At 61.3% G+C, this 20,250-nt stretch carries 16 protein-coding genes; 5 read left to right on the top strand and 11 right to left on the bottom strand.

What is annotated here, in order from left to right; all coding sequences use genetic code 11:
- Nucleotides 1-2: 2 nt before the first annotated feature.
- The 5 genes from NW863_RS06335 to menA all read right to left on the bottom strand — a co-directional run bounded on the left by NW863_RS06335 (nt 3) and on the right by menA (nt 8,839).
- On the bottom strand, nt 3-1,238 hold the full coding sequence (locus NW863_RS06335) for an LL-diaminopimelate aminotransferase (RefSeq protein WP_414365312.1): 1,236 nt from the start codon (nt 1,236-1,238) through the stop codon (nt 3-5).
- 93 nt (nt 1,239-1,331) lie between these two features.
- Nucleotides 1,332-4,625 (bottom strand): hypothetical protein, encoded by a 3,294-nt coding sequence (locus NW863_RS06330; RefSeq protein ID WP_414365310.1) that lies wholly within the window; start codon nt 4,623-4,625, stop codon nt 1,332-1,334.
- A gap of 80 nt (nt 4,626-4,705) precedes the next feature.
- Entirely contained in the window at nt 4,706-5,884 is a 1,179-nt protein-coding gene (locus NW863_RS06325; protein ID WP_414365308.1) for an LptF/LptG family permease, read from the bottom strand.
- Nucleotides 5,885-5,965: 81 nt separating this feature from the next.
- A complete protein-coding gene (locus tag NW863_RS06320) occupies nt 5,966-7,831 on the bottom strand; it encodes an LptA/OstA family protein (RefSeq protein ID WP_414365306.1) in 1,866 nt (621 codons plus the stop codon).
- Nucleotides 7,832-7,972: 141 nt separating this feature from the next.
- A complete protein-coding gene (gene menA / locus NW863_RS06315; protein ID WP_414365304.1) occupies nt 7,973-8,839 on the bottom strand; it encodes a 2-carboxy-1,4-naphthoquinone phytyltransferase in 867 nt (288 codons plus the stop codon).
- A 464-nt stretch (nt 8,840-9,303) separates the two neighbouring features.
- Between menA and NW863_RS06310 the strand changes: the two genes are divergently transcribed.
- Both NW863_RS06310 and thrC read left to right on the top strand, forming a co-directional pair.
- Nucleotides 9,304-10,752 carry an isochorismate synthase gene (locus NW863_RS06310; RefSeq protein WP_414365303.1) on the top strand — a complete coding sequence of 483 codons (1,449 nt, stop codon included), beginning with the start codon at nt 9,304-9,306 and terminating at the stop codon, nt 10,750-10,752.
- A 93-nt stretch (nt 10,753-10,845) separates the two neighbouring features.
- Nucleotides 10,846-11,946: a threonine synthase gene (thrC, locus tag NW863_RS06305; RefSeq protein WP_414365301.1), complete on the top strand. Its 1,101-nt coding sequence runs from the start codon at nt 10,846-10,848 to the stop codon at nt 11,944-11,946.
- A gap of 50 nt (nt 11,947-11,996) precedes the next feature.
- On the opposite strand, the gene NW863_RS06300 is transcribed toward thrC, so the two are convergent.
- Nucleotides 11,997-12,434, bottom strand: coding sequence for a tetratricopeptide repeat protein (locus tag NW863_RS06300; RefSeq protein ID WP_414365299.1), 438 nt, complete (start codon nt 12,432-12,434; stop codon nt 11,997-11,999).
- Nucleotides 12,435-12,673: 239 nt separating this feature from the next.
- On the opposite strand from NW863_RS06300, the gene NW863_RS06295 reads away from it, so the two are divergent.
- Nucleotides 12,674-13,303, top strand: a complete 630-nt coding sequence (locus NW863_RS06295; RefSeq protein ID WP_414365297.1) for a DUF4384 domain-containing protein — start codon at nt 12,674-12,676, stop codon at nt 13,301-13,303.
- Nucleotides 13,304-13,363: 60 nt separating this feature from the next.
- On the opposite strand, the gene NW863_RS06290 is transcribed toward NW863_RS06295, so the two are convergent.
- The 4 genes from NW863_RS06290 to NW863_RS06275 form a co-directional block, all read right to left on the bottom strand.
- Nucleotides 13,364-13,681 carry a TMEM14 family protein gene (locus NW863_RS06290; protein ID WP_414365296.1) on the bottom strand — a complete coding sequence of 106 codons (318 nt, stop codon included), beginning with the start codon at nt 13,679-13,681 and terminating at the stop codon, nt 13,364-13,366.
- A 28-nt stretch (nt 13,682-13,709) separates the two neighbouring features.
- Complete coding sequence (locus tag NW863_RS06285) at nt 13,710-13,916, bottom strand: hypothetical protein (protein ID WP_071813530.1); 207 nt, start codon at nt 13,914-13,916, stop codon at nt 13,710-13,712.
- 337 nt (nt 13,917-14,253) lie between these two features.
- The gene (locus NW863_RS06280) at nt 14,254-15,060 is read right to left on the bottom strand and encodes a hypothetical protein (RefSeq protein WP_414365294.1); all 807 of its coding nucleotides are present in this window, start codon (nt 15,058-15,060) and stop codon (nt 14,254-14,256) included.
- 84 nt (nt 15,061-15,144) lie between these two features.
- The gene (locus NW863_RS06275; protein ID WP_414365292.1) at nt 15,145-16,398 is read right to left on the bottom strand and encodes an aminotransferase class I/II-fold pyridoxal phosphate-dependent enzyme; all 1,254 of its coding nucleotides are present in this window, start codon (nt 16,396-16,398) and stop codon (nt 15,145-15,147) included.
- A gap of 859 nt (nt 16,399-17,257) precedes the next feature.
- Between NW863_RS06275 and hpf the strand changes: the two genes are divergently transcribed.
- Together hpf and NW863_RS06265 are read left to right on the top strand one after the other, a co-directional pair.
- Nucleotides 17,258-17,833 carry a ribosome hibernation-promoting factor, HPF/YfiA family gene (gene hpf / locus NW863_RS06270; RefSeq protein WP_414365290.1) on the top strand — a complete coding sequence of 192 codons (576 nt, stop codon included), beginning with the start codon at nt 17,258-17,260 and terminating at the stop codon, nt 17,831-17,833.
- A gap of 13 nt (nt 17,834-17,846) precedes the next feature.
- Nucleotides 17,847-18,575: an urease accessory protein UreF gene (locus NW863_RS06265; RefSeq protein ID WP_414365289.1), complete on the top strand. Its 729-nt coding sequence runs from the start codon at nt 17,847-17,849 to the stop codon at nt 18,573-18,575.
- A gap of 178 nt (nt 18,576-18,753) precedes the next feature.
- On the opposite strand, the gene NW863_RS06260 is transcribed toward NW863_RS06265, so the two are convergent.
- A complete protein-coding gene (locus tag NW863_RS06260) occupies nt 18,754-20,073 on the bottom strand; it encodes a D-alanyl-D-alanine carboxypeptidase (protein WP_414365287.1) in 1,320 nt (439 codons plus the stop codon).
- Nucleotides 20,074-20,250: the final 177 nt, after the last annotated feature.

Below are 20,250 nucleotides of genomic sequence, written 5' to 3'. Positions count from 1 at the left end.
GCTCAGCTCCCAAACACGCTGACAATGCGGCGCATGGCTTCTTCTACGTTGGCGCGGCTGTTAAAAGCCGACAGGCGCAGGTAGCCCTCGCCGGCGCTGCCAAAGCCAGAGCCGGGAGTCCCCACCACATGGCAGGTGTGCAGCAGCTTGTCGAAAAACTCCCAACTGCTCAGCCCAGTGGGCGCCTTTACCCAGACGTAGGGAGCGTTGACGCCGCCGTAGGCCTGGATCCCGGCTTTGGCCAACTGCTCGCGGATGATGCGGGCATTCTCCAGGTAAAACTGCACCAAAGCCCGCACCTGGGCCTGCCCTGCCTCAGAATAGACGGCTTCTGCCCCCCGCTGCACGATGTAGGCCACGCCGTTGAACTTGGTGGACTGGCGGCGATACCACAGGCTCCAGAGATCCACCCAGGAGCCATCGGCAGCTTGGCCCCGTAGCGACTTGGGCACCACTGTAAAGGCGCAGCGGGTGCCGGTAAAGCCGGCTGTCTTGGAAAAGGAGCGGAACTCGATGGCGCATTCCCTTGCCCCCGGGATCTCGTAGATGGAGTGGGGGATCCCAGGCTCCGTAATGTAGGCCTCGTAGGCGGCATCAAAGAGGATGAGCGAGTTGTGGGCGCGGGCATAGTCCACCCAGGCCTGCAGATGCTCCCGGGTTGCTACTGCGCCGGTGGGATTGTTGGGAAAGCAGAGGTAGATGACATCGACTTTTTGCTGGGGCAGGCTGGCGGTGAAGTGGTTTTCCGCCGTCAGCGGCAGATAGACCAGGCCCTCGTACTCACCCCGCTCGTTGGCCGGCCCCGTATGGCCCGCCATCACGTTGGTGTCCACATAGACGGGATAGACGGGATCCGTGATGGCAATGGTGTTGTCGTGGCCGAGAATATCCAGGACGTTGCCACAGTCGCACTTGGAGCCGTCGGAGATGAAGATCTCAGAAGCGTCGATGTCGCAGCCGCGAGACTGAAAATCGTGCCGGGCAATGGCTTGGCGCAGCCACTCGTAGCCCTGTTCTGGGCCGTAGCCGCGGAAGGTAGCCCGCTCCCCCATTTCCTCCACGGCCCGGATCATGGCCGTCCGGCAGGCCTCCGGCAGCGGCTCGGTAACATCGCCAATGCCCATCTTGATAATTTGGGCTTCCGGATGGGCGGCAGCAAAGGCCTGTACCCGCCGGGCAATCTCGGGAAAGAGATAGCCGGCCTTCAGCTTGAGGAAGTGGTCGTTGATCCTGGCCATAGGAGTTGAGCACTGCTTAAAAAACCACCGGCCCTCCAGTGTAGCCGAAGCCACCTCCCTCCTGCTTCTGTCAACCCCTGTAACCTGCCTGGCTCACTGCCCCAGGCTATCCAGGCTGAAGGCACCCACTGGCGAGGTCAGGTGAAACTCTCCCCGCTCCTGGGTCAGGCCCAGGGGGCGGCTGGGAAAGGCTACCAGGATCCCTTCTAGGCGCAGCGACGCCGCCACAGGATCGTAGGCCAAGCGCAGCTCGAAATCCCGCAGGTCGCGGCGCACCTCAATGCGGCGGATCCCTGCCTCCGTTAGGCCCAGGCGGAGCCGCCAGTGGTTTTGCCACTGCGTGCCAAGGGTCGCATCCAACTCCAGGCCATAGGTAGAGAACTGGCCTAGCTGCGGATCGTAAACCGCCTGCAGCGCGTAGCTAATCCCCGGCTCATAGCTGTCCAGACCCGAACGTTGATCTCGGTTGAAGGTGGTACTGCTGCGCCCCCGATATTCCAGCCGGATCGGTTGTAACTGCCCCTGGTTGAGGTCGTAGGAGGTTTGCACCTGGATGTTGAATAGCTCAGGGGTGGTGTTCCAGGTAAAGTTGGCGTTGAGGGTATCCCACTTTTGAGCGACAAAGTCGTAGCCAAGGGTGGTGTCGAAGCGCAACAGGTTTTTTACTTCCGCCTGCAGCTCCTGCAAGTTGCGGGAGGCAATCGCTTCCAAATCCTCCGGCGTATCGTCGGGGAAGGTCAGGGCTATGGGCAGCTCGCCGGGCAGGTCGTCTTCAAAGGCGATGTAGCCGGGGGGCACGTTGAGCAGGAAGTTGCGCGGGGTGAAGAAGCTAATGCTGGCGTTGAGGCGATCCACATCCTTGGGGCTGACGGAAAGGGTTTGAAAAGGAGCGGAATTGTTGCCGTAGAAGGTGCGGCTGTAGCGCAGATCGATGGTGTTCCAGTCGGCGGGCTTGAGGCTGAGGCGGGGGTTGAGGCTGACGGTGGATTCCTGGTCGGGGGTTGAGTACAGGACTTGGGTGTAGTCGATCGAGCCGGGCATGAAGGTGATCCAGGGAGCCGGTTGAATGTCGTTGAATTGAAGGCTGGAGCGCAGCTCGTAACGATTGAAAAAGTTAAGGCCGGATCCCACTTCTCGATCTGGCTGTTGCTCTTGGGTCAGGGTGAGGGCGCTGCTGAGGGAAATATCGGGAGTGATGCGGAGGAGATCGGGATTGAAGGCCAGCTCGAAGTTGCGGCGCGGCTCGGTGTCGCCGTTGGAGCTGCTGTAGGCGCGGTAGTTGAGGCGGTAGGTGCCGCCCCAGCCGGGTGGGGTGAGTTGGGCGCCCAGCGTCAGCCGCGCGTCGGCAAAATCTGGGCCATCTTTGACGCTCACCCGCTGGTTGTAGTCCAGGCGCAGATCCGACTGCAGCCAAGGCACGCCCCCGTAGCGCTGGATGTGACTGAGGGTAAGGGGAAAGCTATAGGTGCCGTTCTCCTGGGATCCGCTGCGGTTGATGTTGAGGGTGGTGGTGGAGAGATCCCCCTGAAAGGTGGCGTTGAGGCGGAGGTCAGCGTTGTCGTTGCGCCCGCCGGCAGGGCGGTAGGTGTTGTCTAGGTTGAGGTTGAGCTGGCCCCGCAGTTGGCCCTCTTGGCCGAGGAGGTTGGCGGCGTAGAAGTCGAAGTTATGGTCAAGGCGGAAGCGGCTGGAGAAGCGCCGCTGGTCGGCCTCAGTTACCAGGTAAAACTGGGCTCGCCCGTAGTTGACGCTATCGGGGATGGGGAGAATGTAGTCGTGCAGAAAGCCGATGCCCAGGCCTTTCTTCTGCAGGACATCCAGCCGCAGGCCGCCGAAGTTGTACTCGTCGAAGCGGTAGGCCCAACTGGACTTGACAAACACCCCTTCCGCCTCGCTGCGCCCCGGCAGCACCCACTGGTGATCCCGCAGGCTGTAGACGAAGAGGGGCAAGTAGGCAATCTGCAGCCCCGCCCGCAGATCGCCCTCTTGGGTGAGCTCGCCACCGGCAAAGACGCGGGCGTCGTAAACGATGACCCGGTCATCGGGAAACACCTCCACCCGATCCCCTTGCACGTAGTGGGTGATGGGCGGCTCCGGCGAGGTGGTGACGGTGGCCTTCTCGAAGAAGATCCGCTCTCCCAACAGGGCAGTGGTCTCTTGGCTGCGCACAAAAACCCGGGTGCCCGGCTCCTCCCCCGGCAGGATCACCAGCGAGTTTTCAAATTGAGCGCTGCGACCGGGGATATCCAAGTCCAGGTTGCGCCCCTCGATTTGCCGGATCCCGCGCCCCTGCGGCCCAGGAGGCCACTCCATGCGAAAAGGGCCCTCGCTGCGCAGGCGCCGTTCCCGCCGGTAAAACAACAGCCGCTCGCCGCTGATGCGGGTGCCGTCGGCCAGTTGGATCTGGGCGTTTCCCTCGGCAATGCCCAGGTCTTGTTCAGCGATGTAGCGGAGCACATCCCCACTGACGTTGATCTGATCCGGGTCGAGGGGGATCTGCCGTTGGCTGGTGGCGGTGGCCGCCAGTTGCTGGCGAATCTGGGATCCCTGGCTGGCAGGCGGAGCGGCTTCTGGGCCGGTGGCAGGAGCGCCCAGATCCCGCAACAGGGGGAACCGCTCCAACAACTGGGGAGCCAGTAGAGATCCGGCAGTGGGGGTGAATGACTCAGTTCCGGTTTGAGCTGCCATCTGAGTGCCGGTGGAAGAAGGTGCAGGGGAAGGGGCGCCGCCCAAATTCCAGCTCCCGCCGGCTTGCGAGAGCAAGGTCGGGATTCGCTGCGCCGCCTCTTCCGAACCAAGCCCCTCTGGCCCTTGAGGGGTAACCGGATAAGCAGTAGCTAAGCTCTCGCCAGTGGATCCTAGGCCGCGCCTAGTCTCGGTGGGACGCAGCCGGGGTTCTTCTTCCATCCGCAGGGCAGCAGCTTGGGAACGGGGGGAGCCGAGAGAGTCCAGCGTCGGAACAGTTGCAGGGGACGTCGCCGCTGAAGCGGGCCGGGAAGACGGCGTTGCCTGGGCCTGTTGTGCCTGCCGCCGGGCGTGGGCCGCCGCCCCCTCGGCCAAGAGCCGTTGCAGCCGCTGCCGGTTTAACTCTTCTGGCGTGAGGGTCTTTTCAGAAGGGGTGCTAGACGGCGGGGAGCCAAGATTAGAAACTGAGGCCGCAGAAGGTCCAGTTGCCGCCTTCAAGAGCACAGCGGGCGGAGAAGATTGAGCCTCGGCTAAGGTGATGGGATCCCCCAACAGGCTGGCACCAGGGGGAGCAACCGATTCTGGGCTGGGAGCTCGGTGAGCCGGTTGTAACCGCTGGGCCGACGTTTGCGCTGCCCAAAAGCGCTGGTAGCCCTCCATATTGGTGGGCAGGAGATCCGGCTGGGCAAAGACCGCCCTCTCCATTCCCACCCACAGGGAGCTGCCCCAGCAAAGGGCTAGCCACCTTGCCCAAGGGCTGAAGCCATGTGGGAAGTTGCCGAATCTCACCGTAAAAACCGCCACAGTAGAGAGAAGCCCACCCCGCCGAAAATCATATTGGGCAACCAGGCAGCCAGCCAGGGATCGATCTGCTCAACTCGACCCATCGCGCGTCCTAAGCTCATCAGTACATAGTAAATAAACACCAGGACAATCGCTAGCGCCACACTGCCGTAGCGGCCGGTCTGCCGCACCGTTTGTAGGCCTAGGGGCGCAGCCACCAAGATGGCAAAAAAGCTGGCCAAGGGAATGGCGAACTTGAGGTGGTACTCCGTCAGGCAGCGGGCTACATCGGCAGAAGGACGTTGCTCCGCTCGATATCGCTGGCATTGCTCCCACAGCTCTGCCGCCCGTTGCTCCTGGGGCACCTTTTCGGCGTACACCAGGCCCACCAACTTGCTGACGATGTTCAGCTCCATCTCCGCCACCTGGCCCTCGTAGTAGGTGCGCCCCCGCTCGTCGTAGCGACGGATCACCACGTCTTGCAGGTGCCACGCTTGGCCCACCTGACGTGCCGTTTCGGCAGAGATCACCTGCGGGTAGCGTAGGTGGCCGGTCTCGGCCTTGCGATCCAAAATCAGTAAGTCGCGCATCAAGCCGGTCTCCGGGTCAATGGATCCCACATGAAACCAAAGGTCGTCGTCCACCCGCACGATCTCTTCCGAGTCAAAGGGAAGGGCATCCTGAGCCAGGATGAGATTGGTGTTCAGGGTTTTCACTTTTTGGTTGGTTTGGGGCACGATCACTTCATTGGTCAACAGCGCCAGGCCGCTGATCAGTAGACCGATGCAGAGCACCGGAATCAGCACCTTGCGATAGGGGATCCCGGCAGCCCGCAGAGCCGTGATCTCGCTGTCGGCCCCCATCCTGCCCAGGGTGAGCAGGGTGGCAAAGAGGCCGGCAATGGGGAAGGTGACCACCAAAATGGCGGGCAAGTTGAGGAGGAGAATGTGCAAAATTGTGAGGGGAGGGGCGCCTTTTTTCACCAGCAAATCGGCGTAGATAAAAAGCTGGTTGCCCAGCATCATTACCGTGCCCCCTGCCACCCCCAAAAAGAAGGGGCGGATCATTTCTTTGAAGAGATAAAACTCCAAAAAAAAGCCCCCAAATTTTAGGGATCCCCACAAGCTCCCCCTACCAGCAGCGCCTTGGTGCCGTTTTCCTTTGGTCAATTGGGTGGGCATGTGCCTTTATTCCCTCAGACTGGCGTGCGACTTAGCCGGCCCCAGACGGCTTAGACAGCGGCAGGCAAGGGTTGGATCCCGTCAGAGGGCGTCGGTGATGCGAAATTGAAACATCCCCTGCTGCTGCTCGTCCCCCTCGACGGTGTACTCATCCTGTTCCAAGTTCAGGGTGACCAGCCTGCCGCTGAGGCGGTTGGCGCCCCGACACATCTGATCCAGAGCATCGCGACCGGGCAGACCCTCACTGGTTTTGGGGGGAACGGGAGTGAGCTCGCCGCGATCGCAGAGGAGGACGGGAGCCTGGTCGGCGGTGATCCTGAAAACCTGCCCTTGGTCGGAGTAGTCGGCCCGATCTCCCTCAATAGCGCGGTTGGCCTGGACGATCACTACATTGCCGAGGAAGCGGGCATCGCCGCTGGCCTGGTCGATCTCCACCCGATCGGCATAGATCACCGTCGGTTGATCGACATCGGCCTGGGTCTGGGGGTTTTGCAGGCGCTGCGCCAGCCAGTCCCCCTCGATCTGCTCGATCACCACCTCCCCCCGCAGCTCCACCTTCTCAGGGGTGATGGTGGCCTGGTTGGCCTTGGCCTTGCGCCCCCGCTGGATAAACTCGACAGCATCGCTAAACTCCGAGGTGCCGGTACGGGAGTTGTAAACCAGGCGAGCGGCCCGCACTTCCGTTTCGGCTTGGCGCAGCTCCTCCGTCAGGGATCCGCCGCCGGCGGCTGGGGTAGAGGCGGCCATCTGCCGGTAGAGAACGTTTTCCTCAAAAAAGAAGATCTTGTCGCGGTGGTTGCCCTCCAGGCGGGCGGAGGTGAGCACCCGCCCCGGCTCGCGCAAGGTCACTCCCCCCGTCAGCAGGCTTTGGGATTCGCGGCGGCGGTAGGTGCCCTGAGCTGCCTGGATGGTGGTTTCCCCTTGTTGAATTTCCAGGTTGCCTTCCCCGCGGGCAACTTGCGTGTTGCGGTCGTAGGTGAGGCGGTCGGCAATGATGGTGACCTCCTGATCCGGTTGGTTGGGAGTCGCCTGTGGGCCAGCCTGGGCCAAGCGCAGATCGGCTAACAGGGGATCCCGGCTGGTGTCGCCGGCTACCTCCTGCAACACCACGCCGCCGGAGAGAATGCTCTGGGCCTGCTGGCGCAGGTAGGTGCCCTGAGGGGCGCGAATCTCGATGCCACGTTCGCGGATGCGCAGGTTGCCTCTCCCTTCGGCCACTTGATTGGCACGATCGTAGGTGATCTGGTCGGCGGTGATGGTAGTGGAGGCAGGATCCGCCGCCGCAGTGGCCACCCACCGGGCGGCGCTGGCCAGGTCGGCTCCTTGGGCAGAGCTGGAGGACTCCGTCTTGCTGGGGCGATCCGGAGGCAGCACAATTAGCTTGCCCTGCTGGGCACTGAGGAGGGCAAATTGGAAGTTAAACGAGCCGGAGCGGCCCTGCAGCACCATTTCCTGCCCCTTGAGGGTGAACTCCGCCGGCACCTCGATGCGCTCTTCAGGCGTGACTCTCAGAGCGCGGGTCAGAAGCAGGCTGCCATCCTCGCTTCTCACCTCCACCTCCTCATCCAGATAGAGGGCGTCGGCGGTGGCGTCGTAGCGAGCCCGCTTGGCCCACCAAGTCATCTGCTCGCTGCTGGCAAAAAAGGGATCCGGCACCTCTTCTTGGCGGTCGGCGCCACCTCCGTAGAAGTAGCCGTGCGCCCCCTGCTCAAACACCTGTTGCCCAGCTCTGAGCTCCACCTGTTCGGCGATGAGACGCCAACGCTGGTGGCCCCCTCGACGACCCACAATATCCACCCTGCGGCTGACGGAAAGGGGCTGATCCGGGGGAGGGGACTCCACCTTTACCTCTTCGATGTCGATGGACAAGGCCCAGGCAACCAGAGCGGCCAAGAGGCCGGTTCCCAAGAGCGCCACCCCCAGGTTGGAATTGAAAAATCGCCGCATCCTGTTCTCGCCGCTGCCTTACGTTGATTCCGAATCCATGAGCCCCAGCAGGGCCAACACCCAACCCGGCACACTAGGCTGTAGCTTATCGCAATTTGCGGGCCGCCTCGTCGGGATCCCGATCACCTCTAAGGTTCTGGTTTATCCCAGACGGCTGAGGATAAAGCCCAACCCCAGAAACAGCCCTAGCCAAAAGTGGAGGCCAACAGCGATGAACTTAGAATGGCTGATCCGCTGCGGCTGGTCGTGGTAGGCCCCCAGCAGGCGGGATAGCCGCACCGCAAAGGGGATCCCGGCAAAACCCAGCAACGTCCAAGCCGGAAAAGCCCCCAGCCCGACAAACAGCAGCAGCAGGCCAAAAATGCTGCCGCAGATCCAGGGGATGAGACGGGCGGAGCGGCGGGTGCCCAGCCGAGCCACTGGCGAGCGCTTGCCAGCAGCCAGATCGTCCTCCACCTGATGAAAATGGGAGCAAAACAAAATTAGGCTGGTGACCATCCCCACCACCAGCGAGGCCGCCAGGGCCGGCAGCGACCACGTTTGGCTTTGGCTGTAGTGGGCAGCCAGAACCGCCAGCGGCCCAAAGCTCAAAAAACAGAGGATCTCCCCCAGCCCTTGATAGCCCAGGCGCAGGGGCGGCCCCTGGTAGGCGTAGCCCAGCCCGCAGGCCAGCAGCACCAGCAGCAGCACCGTTGGATCCGCTTGCCGCCAGCTTAGCCAGAGGATCCCTGCCAACCCCAGGGCCAAAAAGGCATTGCCAGCCCAGAACACCTGCTCCGGCTTGCCGGTTAGGTTGACCAGTGAGTGGAGCTTGTTTTTGTCCACCCCTGTCTGGGCATCGAACACATCGTTGCTGATGTTGACCCAAGCCAAAAGACAGATGGCGGCCCCCAAAAACACCGCCAAAACCCCCACATCCATCACCCCTGCCTGGGCGTAGGCGATGGCAGATCCCACCCAGATGGGCATGATGGCCACACTGTACATAGGAGGCTTGAGGGCGGCCATCCACAACTGCCGCCGGGAGCGGCCCTCCCAAGTGCCCTTTTCTGCAAGCTGTACCTGGCTGGTCTCTGGATCCCTGCACGTTCTCTTTGACGGTTCCGGCTGTGCGAGCATGTTGGATCTAGCTCTCTCTGGGTTCTGTGTTGGCTCTGTATTTGTTAGGTTAGGGGGCTTCTGTCCCCATCCCCAAGGATGCTAAGAAACTTTGCAATCCGTAAAGAAACGCCTGGGATCCGGCGCTGGCGAGCCTGAGCCGCCGGCTGCTCTCCTAATCTCCTATCCTGAAACGCCTTTCTGCAGCTTCCCCTGCCGGCTGCGATGACGCTTGTCCTGTTTTCGGCCAAGGTGGGATCGTCCTCTTTTGCTTGCGCATGACTTCTTCTCTTTTCCCCTGGAAGGGTGCGTCCGGATGCCCGGAAGGGCCCAGAGACTGGCCGCCCATTCACACCTCTGCTGGGCCAGGAGAGGTGGAACACGCCTGGGATCCCCTGCTAGCGGCCTGCCAAGAGATGGCGCGGGCGCGAGGGATCCCCCAGATTCTCAGCCTATGGCAGCCCATCTCAGGGCTAGATCCGCTGGCAGTGCTGGCCCGGCAGTTGGGCTCGCTCCCCCCCAGCCACTCCCTCGGCTATTGCTACCTCTCCCACCCGACGCAAGGGGAACGGGTGCGGGTGCTGGGATGGGGATCCCTGCGGCAGCTCGACCTTTCGGGAAAGGGGAGATTTGAGGCGGCACGGGCCTTTGTGCAAGGGCTCCAGCCCCATGTTCATAGCGCTCCCGGCTGCACCCCAGAGTCCCCCCGCAGCCAGCAGGAGCGCCCTTTGTGCTTCTGCCGCTTTGGCTTTGCCCCCAACAGCGGCGGGGGGGCAGCGCTGGTCCTGCCGCGCTGGCAACTGTTGCAGGTGCAGGGGGAGTTGACGGTGGCGCGGCTCAACCTGGAAATTGGCCCTGAAAGCGACCCGGCGGCCTTGGCCGGCCAGATTGCCGCTTTTTTTGCCCGCATGCAGCGCCTTGCCGAGGCCCCCTTGCCTGCCTGGAATGCCTGGAAGCCCCAGCCGCCGCCGCAGGTGGCAGTGGCGGAAGAGGCCCTCTTGGCGCGAATTGAAAAAGCCCTGCAAGCAATTCAGGTGGGATCTCTGGAGAAAGCGGTGCTGGCGGAAGCGGTGGATCTGGTGTTGCCCTCCCCTCCGGCCATCCCCTCGCTGCTGGCCTATCTGGAGGCGCATCACCCCGATTGCAGCGTCTTCGCCTTTGCCTCAGAAAGTGAGGGGAATTTTCCTCCCCAGGTCTTCCTGGGAGCCAGCCCGGAGCGGCTGCTTTCGGTGTGGCAAGGCCGGGTGCAGATTGATGCGCTGGCCGGCTCCGTTGCCCGCGGCGCCAACGGCCACCAAGACCGGATGCTGGCCAAGCAATTGCTCCGTAGCGCCAAAGACCAGCGTGAACACCAGTGGGTAGTACGCTCGATCCAGGAAGCTCTGGGCCGGCTGGGGATGAAGCCCCGCATCTCCCCTCAGCCACGGCTGCGCCGTTTGGCCAACATCCAGCATCTGCAAACGGTAATCGAGGCGGAGCTCCCCGCTGGTGTGCATCTATTTGACCTGTTGGCCCAGCTCCACCCCACTGCCGCTGTAGGAGGCTATCCGCAGCAGGCGGCGCTGCAGTGGCTGGAGCAGTGGGAGCCCTTTGACCGCTCGAGCTATGCCGCCCCTTTGGGCTGGGTGGACTTGCAGGGCAATGGCGAGTTGGTGGTTGGGATCCGCTCAGCCCTGATTGAAGGGAAGCGGGTCCGCCTGTATGCTGGCGCTGGCATCGTAGCCGACTCCAAGCCGGAGCAGGAAGTGGCCGAAATCCGCCTGAAGCTGCAGGCGCTGGTTCAGGCCCTGGCCTTGCAGCCACCAGACTCCCTCGGCTGGTAGTTGCAGCCGCCGTTGGGCAAAGCTGATAGAACAGTCTCCCAAACAGTTAAAGTTAGAGAGCTGGCCCTTTAACGGCCTCGACTTGTCCACAGCATGGTTACCCTCAATCCCCCCTCTTCCCCGCCTATGGCCGGATCCCGTCTCTGGCCCGGCATCATTGAGCACTACCGGGAGTGGCTCCCTGTCAGCCCTCGCACCCCCGTAGTGACGCTGCATGAAGGTAATACCCCTCTGATCCCCTCTCCCGCCCTGAGCCGACGGCTGGGGCGAGACTGCCAGGTATACCTAAAGCTGGAGGGTCTCAACCCCACCGGCAGCTTCAAGGATCGGGGCATGACCATGGCGGTGTCCAAAGCCAAGGAGGCGGGGGCGGAGGCCATCCTCTGTGCCAGCACCGGCAATACCTCAGCAGCAGCCGCTGCCTATGCGGCCAAAGGAGGCCTGCGGGCCTACGTGCTGATCCCTGATGGCTATGTGGCCAAGGGCAAGCTGGCCCAAACCCTGATGTACGGGGCGGAGATCATCGCCATTCAGGGCAACTTTGACCAGGCGCTGGCCATGGTGCGGCAACTGGCGGAAGTCTACCCCGTGGCCCTGGTCAATTCTGTCAACCGCTTTCGGCTAGAAGGACAGAAAACTGCCGCCTTTGAGGTGGTGGATGCTTTGGGAGATGCCCCCGACTGGCTCTGTATCCCGGTAGGCAATGCCGGCAACATCACCGCCTACTGGATGGGCTTTTGCCACTACTACCAGCAAGGCAAGGCCAGCCGCCGCCCGCATCTCTATGGCTTTGAGGCTGCCGGCGCTGCTCCTATCGTCCTCAATCGCGTGGTGGAACATCCAGAAACGGTGGCCACAGCCATCCGCATTGGCAACCCTGCCAGTTGGGTAAAGGCCAAGGCGGCTGTCCAGGTCAGCGGTGGCCGAGTGGACAGTGTAACTGACGAGGAGATCTTGGCCGCCTATCGTCTGCTGGCAAGAGAGGAAGGGATCTTCTGCGAGCCGGCCAGTGCCGCCTCGGTGGCTGGATTGCTGAAATGGCGGGATCAGGTGCCTGCCGGCGCCCGGGTGGTGTGCGTGCTCACCGGCAACGGCCTCAAGGATCCCGACACGGCCGCCCAACAGGGATCCGCCCCCATCCACACGGGGGTTGCCCCCGATTTGGCTGCTGTAGCCCGCCTGATGGGCTTTTAGCGCCGCCGCCCTGGGTGCTGGGGGAGGGATGAGATGCTGGCTCAGGGGGTTCACTCGTCACTGCGGCTAGAAGGCTGCGCGGGCGACTGATAGTTGCGGATGGCCCGCTTGACCAAAGTGAGAAAGGCGTAGGCCCGTTGATCGGTGGGATCCAAGCGCATCACGGTCTGAAAGGCCTCTTCCGCCTGCCGCAGGACGTCTAGATCGATCTGGCCATCCACCTCTGCTTCCAGTTGAGCCTTTTGCAAGAGCAGTGCCCCGCGGTTGTAGTGGGCTGCAACATGGCTGGGATCCGCCGCCACCACCGCCTCCAGTTCGGCCAGGGCTGGATCCAGATAGCCACTCATACCCAGCACCCAGGCCAGCTTATAGCGAGCTTCGGTATGCGTGGGGTCCTCGGTAACTGCTCGGCGAAACGCCTGGATGGCCGCCGGAAAATTGCCCGCCTGAACCGCCGCGATGCCTTCTTGGTAACTGTCGTTGGCCATAGGCAAGGTTTGGGTCTGAGCCGAGGGATCCCTGATCTGCAGCTTAGCCCTTGCCAGATGGGATCTCCCGGTTTTCCCACCCTAATGGTGAGAAGCGGTTCAGCGCCTTTTCGCCGCTGGGCCTGCCATCTGCGGCAGGGGAAACTGCCTCAGCAGGGGATCTCAGATTGCGCAAAGCCTGCTCTGGCAAAACTCTGCCCTTTCCTAGGATGAACATAGCCGCTAATCAGGGGTGAACTATGAACGCCAAACTGCTCTTCCTGCCGCTGGCTTTGGGGCTGTCGATGGCTCCGGCCACCGTCGTTTTCCCGCAGACGCTGGGCCTCTACTCCCCGCTGCCAAGGCTACAACTGGCCGACACTCGCCTGGAAACCGGCACCCGCTCCATCCTCGTCAACCCAGTACCTTCCGACTTGCAGGTAAATCTGGAGCTGGATCGGCGTGGCTCTAACCCCATCTACCGGCCCGGCGAGCCGATTTCCATTACCTTGAGCACCAATCGCGACGCCTACGTCTACCTGTTCAGCATCCAAGCCGATGGCCGCACCCATTTGATTTTGCCCAACCGCTTCTCGGGTGGAAACGAGTTTCTGCGGGCCGGCGAAGTGCGCACCTTCCCGCCCCCCGGTGCCCGCTACCGCCTAACCATTGCTCCGCCCTTTGGCCAAGCCCAAGTATTGGCGGTGGCCTCCCTCCGTCCCCTCAACTTCCAGGAGATCGCCTCTTTTGAGCAGGGTGGATCCTTTGCCAATGTAAGGGTACGGGGATCCCAACTGGGCGATGCCATCGCTCGCGCCATTGTCGTCGAGGAGATCCCTGCCACCGAGTGGGTGACCACCACGCGCTTCTATCGGGTCGCACCGCGGTGACCCCAGACTTTCCATCCTTCCAGAGCCTGGAACCGACAGCTATGCAGGCTTGTCTCCGGCCTAGACCGAGCCGAAGCTGAGGCTTAGGAGAAGAACAGCCACCAAGCTCACCACTAGCATCAGACCAGCAGGCATAAACCTGCCGGTTTTGCGGTAGCGCAGGGCAAAGAGAAGGGATCCCAGCGCCGCCGTCCCCAAGCCCAGGCCCAGCCCCCAGCGGGAACCTGTTCCCAGTAGCCCATAGCTGACGCCACTGAGGGCGGCCCCCACCAGGCCGCCGATTAACGACTTGGAGCTTCTGCCTTTCATATAGCCGACGACTCCGCCTACCAAAAGCAGCGCTCCATAGACGAGCAAAGTAATCTGTGCAGCCATCATGGCTGGGAAAAACCCCTCCTAGCTCGGTCTAGTCCACAACAATTTCACGAATCAAGGGCAGGCGGATGCTGATGTAGCGGTTGAGAATCGAGGCATCGACGTTGCTGAGGGCATGTTTTTTTTGGCAGGCACTCAGAAGCAGATTCACCAAGTCATCGTCACGTTGATTGAGCCAATCTGGCCTGCCGATCTCGCTGACCAAAGACCAAAACTGGCGTACCATTTCAGGGGTCATGGCATCCATTGTGTAGGGTAAGGGCTGAACTGCGAAAGTGCAAAAGCAAGAGTGGTCTAGGCCATCAATTCCATTCTAGGGAAAACGCCTCGTCCGTGAAGGCAACATTTCAGCTCTGTCACAACTTAGGATAAGATGTCATGCTTTCCCATAAACCTCAGCAAACCCCAACCATCCTGGCTTCAGAAGGCTTTGAACCAGAAGCTTCCAGGGCTAATAACAATAAAGCAATAAAAATAATAACTCTTGCCCAATCTCGACATCGGCATCAAAAGGCTTATAAGCCGACTGGCCAAAACTTCTCAGGGAAGGTGCAGAAGCTTGGCAGGCCTGGACACTAGTGCAGGGCGTACTGCAACACATAGGCTCCTTCTTCTCCTGGTTTGTGGGTGTTGGCCCGGAGGGTGTAGGTACCGCTGCGAGGCAAAAAGGCGATCATTAGGGCATCGCTTCTGCTCCCTTGGTCATCATCCCAGGCAATCACATCGCCACTGGGATCCAGCAGTTGCAAAAAGGCATCGAGATCGGAGCTGGTCATCAAGGCTATCAAGATCTGTCCGGCCCGGGCAGCAATGGGGTGTTCTTCCATCCAACTGCCGTCCTCAGGGTGCTGGGCGGATCCCTTCTGCAGACGGCCCGACACCGTTTGCTGCCAATCGACCTGGGCCAGCCGGTAGGCCAGCCGATAGGTGCCGGTGGATTCCGGCTCGAAGCTCGTGGCCCGCAAGGTGTAGGTGCCTTCCTGCAGCAGCCGCACCGCCAAGAGGGCGTTGACATCGGGGCCGGAGTCGTCGTCAAAGCCGATTACCCGCCCCTGGCCGTCCACCAGCTCCAGGTAGGGGTCAAAGTCTTCGCTCTCCAGGGTGGCGATCAGGATCTGGCCCGCCTTGGCGGCAACAGGGATCCCATCCCAGTAGCTGCCGTACTGGGGGCTGACCTTGTCCCCTGCTTCAAGAGTTCCTGTCAGGGTCTGGCTGCCTCTCCACAGGGAAGAGCGAGTCAAGGCGGATCCCACTTGTGTGCTCCTCTCTCCCACCAGGTTCAGTAGCCGACAGCCGCTGACCAACCTCAGAGCCACCCAAGCAAGGGCCAGACGGGATCCCCAGCGGCGGGAAAACCCAGAACTAAAACACAAGCTCGACATCCAATCAGTGAGGATCCCTCGAGGGGGAATGGAGACCATAAGTCCAATTTTACCGCTTGGGCAGAGTCGGACAGGGACGGCAATTTACAGAGCATCCCAGGCTTGCAAGACGGCCTCTAGAGCCAGCCGCCCGTGGCTGAGATGGGTTCCCCCCTGCAAATAGACGGTGTAGGGCTCCCGCATCGGCCCATCAGCGGAGAGCTCGGCACTGCTGCCGGCAACAAAAGTGCCCGCCGCCATCACTACCGGGTCGGCATAGCCGGGCATCACTTCTGGAACCGGCGTGAGGTAGGAATCCACAGGCGAGCTGCTTTGGATAGCGCGGCAAAAGGCCTGCAACTTCTGCGGGGATCCCAGTTGAATGGCCTGGATGATATCGGTGCGGGGCACCTGGGGCAGCGGGGAAACAGGATAGCCCAGATCGTGGAACACCTGGGCGGCCAGATGGGCGATCTTAACCGCTTCGGCCACCATCTGTGGGGCCAAAAACAACCCTTGAAATAGAAGCCGGTTGAGATCGAAGGTGGCTCCCCCTTCCGAGCCAATCCCCGGCGCCGTCAGCCGGCAGGCAGCCTGCTCCACCAGCTCGGCCCGCCCCGCCACGTAGCCCCCCGCCGGGGCCAGGGTACCCCCTGGATTTTTGATCAGGGATCCAGCGATCAAATCCGCACCCACGTGGGTGGGCTCTTGGGTTTCCACAAACTCACCGTAGCAATTGTCCACCAAGACCACCACCTCCGGGTTTTGTGCCTTAACAATCTGGATCATCTCGGCAATCTGGGCGATGGAAAAGCTGGGACGCCAGTCATAGCCACAGGAGCGCTGGATGTGAACCAGGCGGGTTTGCGGTTTGAGGGCCGTTTTCAGGGCCTGCCAATCGACGCCGCCTTCCCGCAGATCCAACTGACGGTAGGTGACGCCGAACTCCCGTAGGGATCCCCGGCCCGAGCCGCGCAGGCCGATCACCTCCTCCAGGGTGTCGTAGGGGGGGCCGGTGATGGCCAACAGCTCATCCCCCGGCCGCAGCACGCCAAACAGGGCACAGGCAATGGCATGGGTGCCGGACACCATTTGCAGCCGCACCAGTGCCGCCTCACAGCCCATGATCTGGGCAAACACCCGATCCAACACCTCTCGTCCCCGGTCATCGTGCCCATAGCCCGACACGCCGGCGAAGTGATGGGATCCCACCTGCTGGTGGCGAAAGGCCTGCAACACCCGCGCCAGGTTCTCCCTAAGGACGTTATCTATCGCCTGAAACCGATCCTGCAGAGCTGCCTCTGCTCTGTCCAAAAGCTCCGTCACCTTCAAAGAGATCTCTCTGGCCACCGAGTCCATCCCCCTTTTCCTGAGCAAACTGGCTTTTCAGCTAGCAGGTCGGCCACCGCCCAAGAGGCCAAAAACAGCTTTTCAGACCTGCTCCTGGTAACGATGTTTCCGCGGGATCCCTATCTTGATAAAAACCTTAACTTCAGTCAACATCTCTTCATTCTCCCTTTCAGTCTCTGTCGGAGCTGGAAAAAGCCGCCCGACTCACCAGGTTGTATAATGGCTACAAGATCTACAAGGAGAAGAGAGAACAATAAAAAATAAGGGGATGCTTGCCCTAAGAGCAGAGGTTGGTTCAGCAACTGCTGATTTCCGCTGCTGCAGAGGATAAGCTGTGTCGATCAAGGCCGATCCTTCTTCTAAAGTTGAGGATGAAGTGGGCGGTCATTGATGATTGGAAGGTTTCCTGAGAAATCCCACTTAAAAGCTACACCCTTAGCTTTCCTAATACTCAGAGTTGAATTCAAGTTTAGTAAAAGTATTTTCGGCAGAGCCTATCTGTGTAAGTTCTGCTGCTAAGTTTGCTCTCTTCGAACCATCTAGAGACCTTCTCCACTTGCATTTGGAGTTCCAAATTCAGGGAACTTCTCTTTGCCTGAGAAGTGGTGCTGGCCCCCAATCCCTTAAAAATGAAGACAGCCTAAATTTATTCTTAACCCCCGAACCGGATCCCTGGGGGAGATGTTAACTTAGACTTAACCCAAGAGGTTAGTGCCGCTACCAAAGCCAATCTTCATCTTCTGGCGTAGCCCTTTCCGCAAGTTGCCGGGCCGCGATCATGCCTGAGGTGGGGGCTGTTTTCTAGGGATCCTTTGCGAGGGTGAGGCGCTAACTTTAGGTGTAAACTGACACAACTGGGAGACTGCCCATGACTAAGCTTGTGATCCAAGGGAAAAACGTCGAGATTACCGACGCCATCCGCAGCTACGTTCAAGAAAAAATCGAGCGGGCTGTCAGCCATTTTGCCCAGATCACCAGTGAAGTGGATGTCAATCTATCGGTGGCCCGTAACCCCCGCATCAGTGCCAACCAATCTGCCGAAGTTACCGTCTACGCCAATGGCACCGTCATTCGGGCGGAGGAAAGCAGCGAGAACCTCTACGCCAGCATTGACCGTGTTGCTGACAAGCTGGCCCGCAAGCTGCGCAAATACAAAGAACGCAACGGCGTTCACCGCATCCGCCATTCTCCCAAAACCTCGGTGGCAGTGGCCCAGCAGCCCCTCACCGATCCGCTGAATACAGACCGGCAAGCAGAGCTGCCCCCCGAGGTGGTGCGCACCAAGTATTTCGCCATGCCTCCCATGACAGTTCAGGAGGCCCTACACCAGTTGGAGCTGGTGGATCATGATTTTTACGTGTTCCGCAACATCGAAAACGGCGAGATCAACGTCATCTATGTCCGCAAGCACGGCGGCTACGGCCTGATCCGCCCCCATCCCTAGAAGCAGTTGCCCCATGGCTGAGCAGATCGCCGCTCAAGCCGCTCCTGTAGGCTCTGGCAGCGCCTTCTACCTGCTGCTGCAGCTCACCGATTCTGCCCTGCCGATTGGCGCCTATTCCCACTCCTGGGGCTTGGAAGCGGCTGTGCAAGCGGAGCGGCTGCGGGATCGGGCGGAGGTACAGCGGTACTTGTTGGGGGTTCTGCACCTGAGCTTGGCTCCCTTTGAGGGGAGAGCCTGTGGCTTGGCCCACTGTCTGGCGCAAGGGGGATCCCTGGCGGGAATGGGCAAGCTACAGCAGCAACTGCAGGCATCCCGTTGGGCAGCAGAACCGCGCCAAGCCAGCCTGGATCTGGGGAAGCGCTTGGCACAACTGGCAGAGCGCACCTGGGGGATATCCGTTCCCAGGGCTGAGGGAGAGCTGCTCCACTATCCCCTAGCCTTTGGCTGGATCTGCGCCCAGGCCGGCATTGGGCTAGAGGATACCCTGCGAGCCTTCTTATTTGCCTCCCTCACGGGGTGGGTCTCAGCAGCGGTGCGCTTGGTGCCTCTGGGGCATAGCGAGGGGCAGCGCTTGCTGGCCCAGTTGTATGAGCCGATTGAGACCGTGGTGCAGCAGGAAATTCTGCCGGTTGTGAAGCGAGACCCGACCCTGGCTTGGCCAGCCCTGAGCAGCTTCGCCCCCCTCAACGAACGGGATTGCCAAGCTCACCAGCAGCTTTATTCCCGCCTTTTTCAATCCTGAAAGCTGCCCTCACCCACAGCCCTTCTCCCTCTAGGGGAGGGGAGCCGGGGATCGGGGTTACGAACAGAACGAACAGTTGGCTCGCTATTCGGATAGAGCTACAGGGTCAAGAGCCCCCTCCCCTGGGAAAAACCAGAGAGGGGCGTAGCTCAAAGGTTGAGATTGACGGAGGTAGGCCTCAGTGGCGGAGGGGCTCCCCAACGGCCAGTACCTCCTGCAGGAACCGATCCTGCTGCTGGCGCAAAATGGCTAGATCCGGGCCGTGGTTGAGCAGGATGAAGTGGGTACCATCGGGCAACTGCCCCACCATCATCAGCCGATCGGGGGCGGAGCCCACCTGGGCGGTCGTGCCGGAGGGCAGGGTGCGCAATCCCAGAGTGCTGTGGCCAATGCCTGCTCTAGGCAAGATCCGGGTCGGATCCCCGTCTGTGGCCTCCAGCAGATGTTCCCATAGATGGGCCAAGGCGCGGGGGGAGAGGTACAGCTCTTGCCCGCCTGGGCCAAGGCGAATTTCCGACTGGGCAGGGGCCAGTTTGGGATCCAGATGGGCAACCGGCTGAGCTACCAACCGCTGCTGCAGGTACTCCAGCAGGGCTGTTCTGCCTCCCAGCTCCGCTAACAGGGCTTCTACCATGGCCCGATCGTTGCTGCCGTTGAGGATTTGTAGCAGGGATCCCAGGCGCAGCGAGGTGTAGCTGGCCAGGCAATGGATCTCCTCGGTCAGCTCCCTTAATGTTGACCCGGAGCCGCCGATGGCCACAGGATAGGGCCCCTGGGGATCCTGGAGGAGCTCGGCAAGCCGGCGGGCGCTGGCCAGAGAGTCAGGCTGACCCAGCAAGCGGAAGGGGGGCACCACCTTTACCTCGCCGTCGATCTGGCGAATGCCGAGGTTGTGCAGGTGGCGGGCCAGCTCGGCCACATTGGCCTCCCGGAAATAGGGATCCCCACCGCCCACCACGACCAAGTCTCCCGTCAAGCGCTGGCCGGAGCGATGGCCGGTGGTGTAGAAGCGAGTTTGGAAGCGATACTCATAGCCCCACTTCTCCAGCGCCATCAGGCTGAGGGCCAGTTGCTCCAAAGCCCCCACCGGCAAAGGCCGATCCAGCAGGTGCTCCGCCAGCAGCTCGCCTTCGGCTGTCCAGAGCAGGATCCCCTGCTGGGAGAGGGCCCCGCCTTGGGCAGCCAACCCCTGCAAAAAGCCGGACAAAACCAAAGCGTAGAGGGAATCCTGCCACTGCGGCGATTGCTCCCGGGGCCACCAGGGGGGAAGGCCGGGCGTGCCACTGGGGGAAGGCAGCGGCGGCGGCGGGGTGGGGATGGGGGGGAAGGGGTTTTGCGCCGGTGCTGCAACCTCAGCCTGGACACCCTGAGTTGGAGAAGGGGGTTCGGCACTGCTGCGGTTGTTCCAGCAGGCCCCCAGGGCTAGAGAACAAGCCAACGGGATCCCTGCCCAGAGGAAACGGCGCTGGGAGCCCAACCCCTGTGGGATAGACAACATGCTGACCTCCCAAAAGACATTGGCAAAGAGAACGAGCTGGCAAGACTTGAAGCTACTCTAGTGCCATCTCAATCGCTCTGGCAAATTCTGCCCTTGCCCAATAGCCCTCTTTTGCCGGGGCAACCCCAGATGTCTCAGGCAAGTCGGTATTTTCCTCCTTCCTAGGAGTCCGGCAGA

Source organism: Synechococcus sp. B60.1 (genome assembly GCF_047462555.1).
In the GTDB taxonomy this organism is placed as follows: Bacteria; Cyanobacteriota; Cyanobacteriia; order Thermostichales; family Thermostichaceae; genus Thermostichus.
The sequence above is the reverse complement of the archived record's forward strand: the minus strand, read 5'-3'. Positions and strand labels throughout refer to the sequence as shown.